Source organism: Endozoicomonas ascidiicola (assembly GCF_001646945.1).
Taxonomy (GTDB): domain Bacteria; phylum Pseudomonadota; class Gammaproteobacteria; order Pseudomonadales; family Endozoicomonadaceae; genus Endozoicomonas; species Endozoicomonas ascidiicola.
The window spans coordinates 23,846-30,021 of the sequence record NZ_LUTV01000006.1; the positions used below are offsets into that span (position 1 = coordinate 23,846).

Here is a 6,176-nt window from a genome sequence, read left to right on the forward strand (position 1 = left end):
TAGTTATGGCAAAAAATGATCTGTAATTATACGTCTTGAATCGTTTTTCGTTTCATGCTTTGGATCAATTTATCTGCTCATTTAGAACCGTATGTTTCAAATGAGTTTTGGTTTATGATCTGGCATTGTTGAGCTTTGTCATTCTTGAAATAGACGACAGAGAGGAAATCATCAGGATAGTTTCAGATATACAGCGCACACTAAAACCCGGTGGCATGCTGGTGATCATTGGCAGTTCGGAAGAACGTCATAATCCCAAAAGGCACTGGGCGAACAGAAAGGTGGATTACCCAGAAAACGGGCACCGCTTCAGTGGCTCCAAAGCTCGCTCTCTTTGCCAAATAAGCGGTATCGAGTTTCTAGACTATTACTGCCGTCATTCAGCACTTAATCTGAGAATTTCCTCAAACCATCTAAACTGTAGAAAATTTTCAGTTTGAGCATGTCCTGTGCGCCCTCATCAATTTCATATTCAACGCATTGACCACATGGGATTAGTGGCCGGTATGTGTAAAGAGCTTGGCATCGCTAATCTCTGGGATTCATTGGTTTCGAACCAATCTGAAACCCGAAAAATCAGCTTCGGTGAAACCGTTGTCTCGATGCTGCTTAACGGTTTGGGCTTCACTGCACGCACATTGCATATGTTTCCCGAATTTTACGCAGATAAACCATTGGATAAACTCATCCGGTCGGGTATCGAGCCTGAACATATCAACGAAAGCGTGCTTGGCAGAGCACTGGATCAGCTTTATGAACTCGGTGTAAGTGAGGTCTATTTATCTCTGGCTGTCAAGGCGATTAATGTATTAAAACTGCCGTGTAAGGCGCTGAACCTCGACTCAACCAGCTTTCATGTGGATGGTCGCTGCTCTTAAAAAAAACCGAAACAAGAAGAGCGAGTCCGAAGTTGATGAAGACGACATGAGTTGCATTAAGCTCTGTCGTGGATACAGCAGAGACCACCGACCTGAACTCAATCAGGCAATACTGCTTATGATGACGGAGAATCAGGCCGGAATCCCTGTTTTTATGGCAGCCTCCAGCGGCAATGTAAACGACAATAAAAACTTTAATAAGGTCATCAATACGCACTTAAAATGTTATAAGGAGGCACTGAATAATCGTTATCTAATCGGTGATGCGGCTCTTTATACAACAAATAACGTGCAAATACTTCATCAGCAGAAGCAACTGTTTGTCACCCGTGTTCCGGCTAAAATAAGATCGGCAAACGAGCTCATAGAAAGCGTCGCATCCTGTCCAATGACGCCGGTGAAAGGCGCTGAAGGCTATGAGAGCTATGAAGTGCTTTCAGACTATGCTGACGTATCACCGCGATGGGTTCTGATCCGCAGTGAGCAGGCTCGGAAAAGTGAACAGAAGACACTGCTGAAAAAGATGCTAAAGAAGTCAGAAAAAGAAGAAGAAGCACTGACGAATAAATTGGCTAAAAAACCATTCAAATGCAAGACAGATGCCCTGCGTGCGTTCAAGGAATGGCAAGCCAAAAACATCTATTGTCAGGCAGAACCTGTGATTACTGAGAAACCATGCTATACAAAAGCAGGGCGTCCCGGGAAAGATAGTCAACCAGACAGCATGGAATATTATGTCAGTGGTCATCCGTGGTTAGCTGTTGACTGTCGTAAATTTGCGGTAACCACCTTGGGATGTTTTGTATTAGCGACCAATGACCTGGACAAGAATGCGCTAAGCTCTGCAGAGGTACTGAGCACTTATAAATCACAGCAGTCGGTTGAGCGAGGCTTTCGCTTTCTGAAGAGTCCGGAGTTTATGGTCTCGGCACTGTTTTTGAAAAAACCGGAACGCATAGAAGCGCTGCTTATGCTGATGACGCTGTGCTTAATGGTTTACGCAGCCATTCAGCATCGAATCAGGCTTGAATTAAAAAAACAGAGTCGTTTTTTTCCCGGACATGAAGCGGAAACCCAGTCAGACCCCGACAGCACGCTGGGTGTTTTTCTGCTTTCAGGGTATTAATGTTCTGCTGGTCGATGGTCATGAAAAGCATGTTGTTGGTTTGCAGGAGAGGCAGTTAACGATCATTTCAATCCTTGGGCGACCGTACCAAGAAATTTATTCCTGATACAGGTGCTGAATGACGGTTACTGGAGCACTTCGGATTATCAGGACTTTATCCAACAAAGCGGCTTGCAGTTAGTTCAGCAACATCACCCCTTAGCGCCCATGGACAGTGATTATCTGGATGAAACGACACACTCACCGTATTCCATTTTTGTCGCAAAAAAACCATGAGCTTTTGTGACCAGAGGGAATCTTACCCTCTGGTCAACATGCTAAGGGGCTAGGAGTATTCAACCTTAGCGGCCTGTTTACCCAACCACTGCCGTAATTCCAGCACCAACTCATCACTTGGGCTGACCCGCCACTGGTCTCCCAGCTGTAAGCTGGCACTGGCATCTTCCCGGTGATAATCAATACGAACAGGCAGGTTGCCCCGCTGCTCACTGACCATGGCCGATAATTTTCGGCTAAAATGCCCATCAACCTGATCGTGATTCACTTCAAGCACTAGTCGTTTGGCATAGTGACTACGGGCATCCACCAGTTTCATTACTTTCTTACCACGAACTTTCAGGCTGCCGGAATAATCATCAAAGGTTACTTCACCTTCCACCACTAATACTGCGTCTTTGTGCAGCAGGTGTTGATACTCGTTAAACACATCTGAAAACACCGACACTTCAATACGCCCGGTTCGATCATCCAGGGTGACAAAGCCCATCTTGTCGCCCTTCTTATTTCTCATTGCCCGAAAATCAACCACCAGCCCGGCAATGTTCTGGCTATCGCCTCTGGCTGGCTGAAGATCCTTGATGCGATTACGAATGAAGTGTCGTATTTCCGACTCATACTCATCAATAGGGTGACCGGTCAGATACAGGCCGAGCGTATCTTTCTCGCCACCAAGACGAACCTTATCTGTCCACTCGCCGGTGTTCAGATATTTGTCGTATACATTATCTTCACCGGCAGGCACCAGGGCGCCAAACATATCCATCAACCCGGAGCTGAGATTTTTTGCTGCCTGATCCGCCGCCTTGATGGCTTCTGCCTGACTGGCATCCAGCACCGCACGGCTAAAATTGAGCTTTTCTGGTTTGTTGGCAGCGGGCCCTAATAAGTCCAGCGCACCAGAACGAATCAATGCTTCCAGCACACGTTTGTTTAAACTCTTTGGATCCACACGGGAGCAGAAATCAAACAGATCTTTAAACTCACCACCTTCATTGCGCGCACGAACAATGGATTCAATGGGGCCTTCGCCCACGCCTTTGATCGCACCAAGACCATAAATAATATGACCTTCGTCGTTCACACCGAACATATAGGCGCCACTGTTCACACTGGGCGGCAATACATTCAGCCCCATATCCCGACACTCTTCGATAAACGTCACCACCTTATCGGTGTTCTGCATATCGGAACTCATGACCGCCGCCATAAACTCCGATGGGTAATGAGCTTTCAGCCATAAAGTTTGATAAGAAACCAGCGCATAGGCGGCAGAGTGCGACTTGTTAAACCCGTAACCGGCGAATTTTTCCACCAGGTCAAAGATTTTCATGGAGAGTTCGCCATCAACCCCCTGCCCCGTGGCGCCGTCTTTAAACACTTCCCGCTGCTTGGCCATTTCTTCGGGTTTTTTCTTACCCATGGCACGCCGGAGCATGTCCGCACCACCCAAGGTATAACCCGCCAACTCCTGGGCAATCTGCATAACCTGTTCCTGATACAGGATAATGCCGTAGGTGGGCTGTAGAATCGGTCGCAGGGATTCATGCTGATATTGGGCATCCGGGAAAGACAACTCTTCCCGGCCGTGCTTACGGTTGATGAAGTTGTCCACCATGCCGGATTGCAAAGGGCCAGGACGGAACAACGCCACCAGTGCGATGATATCTTCAAAACAATCAGGCTGAAGTCGCTTAATCAGATCCTTCATGCCCCGGGATTCCAACTGGAATACCGCCGTCGTCTCGGCCCGTTTTAGCATATCGTAGGAAAACTTATCTTCCAGATCGATGGCTTCAATGTTAAGAGGTTCTTCGCCCTGCTTTTTGCGCCTTGGGTTGATCAGCTTCAACGCCCAATCGATGATGGTCAACGTACGCAAGCCCAGGAAGTCAAACTTCACCAGACCAGCATATTCCACATCGTTTTTATCGTACTGGGTAACAACGCCTTTGCCATGCTCATCGCAATATAAAGGGGCAAAATCGGTTAATTTGGTGGGCGCAATCACCACACCACCGGCGTGTTTACCAACGTTTCGGGTCACACCTTCGAGCTTGAGCGCCATTTCCCAGATTTCAGCGGCCTCTTCATCACTGCCCAGAAATTCCCGAATGGCTTCTTCCTGCTCGTACGCTTTGCCAAGGGTCATACCAATTTCAAAGGGAATCATTTTGGACAGACGATCCGCCAGGCCATAGGATTTTCCCTGAACCCGGGCAACATCCCGTACCACCGCTTTGGCTGCCATGGTACCGAAGGTGATGATCTGGGAAACCGCATTACGGCCATAGGTTCTGGCCACATAATCAATGACCTTATCACGGCCTTCCATACAGAAGTCCACGTCAAAGTCAGGCATGGATACCCGCTCCGGATTCAGAAATCGTTCGAAGAGCAGGTCGTATTTGATAGGGTCAAGATCGGTAATTTTCTGGGCATAAGCCACCAGGGAACCCGCACCGGAACCACGGCCGGGCCCCACGGGAATCCCGTTATTTTTAGACCACTGGATAAAGTCCATAACGATCAGGAAGTAACCGGGGAATCCCATCTGGAGAATGGTGTTGAGTTCGAAATCCAGTCGGTCACGGTAGGTTTTCTCGATGTCTGGAAAATCCGGAGCACTGGTATCAAACAGAAATTCCAGACGTTCCGTCAGGCCATCATGGGAAAATTCACGGAAAAACTCATCCATGGTCTTCCCTTCCGGCACGGGAAATTCTGGCAGGAAGTATTCTCCCAAGGTGACGTCAATGGAGCAACGCCGGGCAATTTCAACCGTATTGGCCAAAGCTTCAGGGATATCGGAAAACAGTTCCGCCATCTCATCGACAGATTTCAGATACTGCTCTTCGCTGTACCGGTGCTCACGACGCGGGTCGTCCAGCACCACGCTTTCACCAATACAGACTCGGGATTCATGGGCTTCAAAATCCTCCCGGCGGGGAAACATTACATCGTTAGTGGCTACCACCGGACAATCAAACTCTGCCGCCAGAGCCACAGAACCGTGCACACACTCTTCATCCCCTGCTCGATTTGTGCGATGAAGCTCCAGATAAAAACGCTCAGGAAAAGCAGCCATCCATTCTTTTAACAGCTCTGCGGATTGCCCCTGTTTTCCGGAGAGAATGGCTCGTCCAACCTCACCTTCACGGGCGCCAGAAAGGGCAATCAACCCTTCAGACTGAGCCATCACCCATTCCCGTTTTACCAGCGCCTTTTCACCACGCTGATTCTCCATAAAAGCTCGGGAGATTAATTCCGTCAGATTGTGATAGCCCTGCTCATTCATGCACAGCAACACCAGACGGCTTGGGGCATAAACATCCGCCGGATTCTCAATCCACAGGTCAGCCCCACAAATGGGCTTGATACCGGCATACATGGCACCGGAGTAAAACTTCACCAGTGAGCAGAGGTTGGATTGATCGGTCACTGCCACCGCCGGCAACCCGGCCGCCGCCGTATCGCTTATCAGTGATTTAATACGGATCAAACCGTCACTGAGAGAATACTCCGTGTGAACCCGAAGGTGGATAAAAGGTGCAGTCATGAATGGGGGAAATCCTGAATGGCAATCTCGATATGATACCAACGGGGGTCTGGTGTCACAAATGGTTGTCGCTTCGATATTCCGCTAACTCGCTGGAAAGCAGAGCAGCAGCTTGCCAACAGCGGAACTTGATCTACAGTATTTTCCAATCCCAAAATGAGCCTGAAAAGAGTATAAACCCATGATTTCAGGCCTTTCGCTTAAAGATGCCTTGAAACAGTGATTCTCTGGCAGACTGCAGTTGCTGGGCAGCCTCGTTATCACTCATTGATTCAGCCTTTGACTCCAATGCATGCGGCGGAGTTCCTTTCTTCAAATATTGCGTCCAGTCAGGCAA

At 48.5% G+C, this 6,176-nt stretch carries 1 protein-coding gene and 1 pseudogene; one reads left to right on the forward strand and one right to left on the reverse strand.

The genetic code is table 11. The features are described from left to right. The first annotated feature begins 449 nt into the window (after positions 1-449). Positions 450-2,110 (forward strand): annotated as a pseudogene (locus AKL11_RS17215) (IS1634 family transposase). A 219-nt stretch (positions 2,111-2,329) separates the two neighbouring features. On the opposite strand, the gene dnaE reads toward AKL11_RS17215, so the two are convergent. Beyond that, entirely contained in the window at positions 2,330-5,839 is a 3,510-nt protein-coding gene (dnaE, locus tag AKL11_RS17220; RefSeq protein ID WP_067519825.1) for a DNA polymerase III subunit alpha, read from the reverse strand. Positions 5,840-6,176 lie beyond the last annotated feature (337 nt).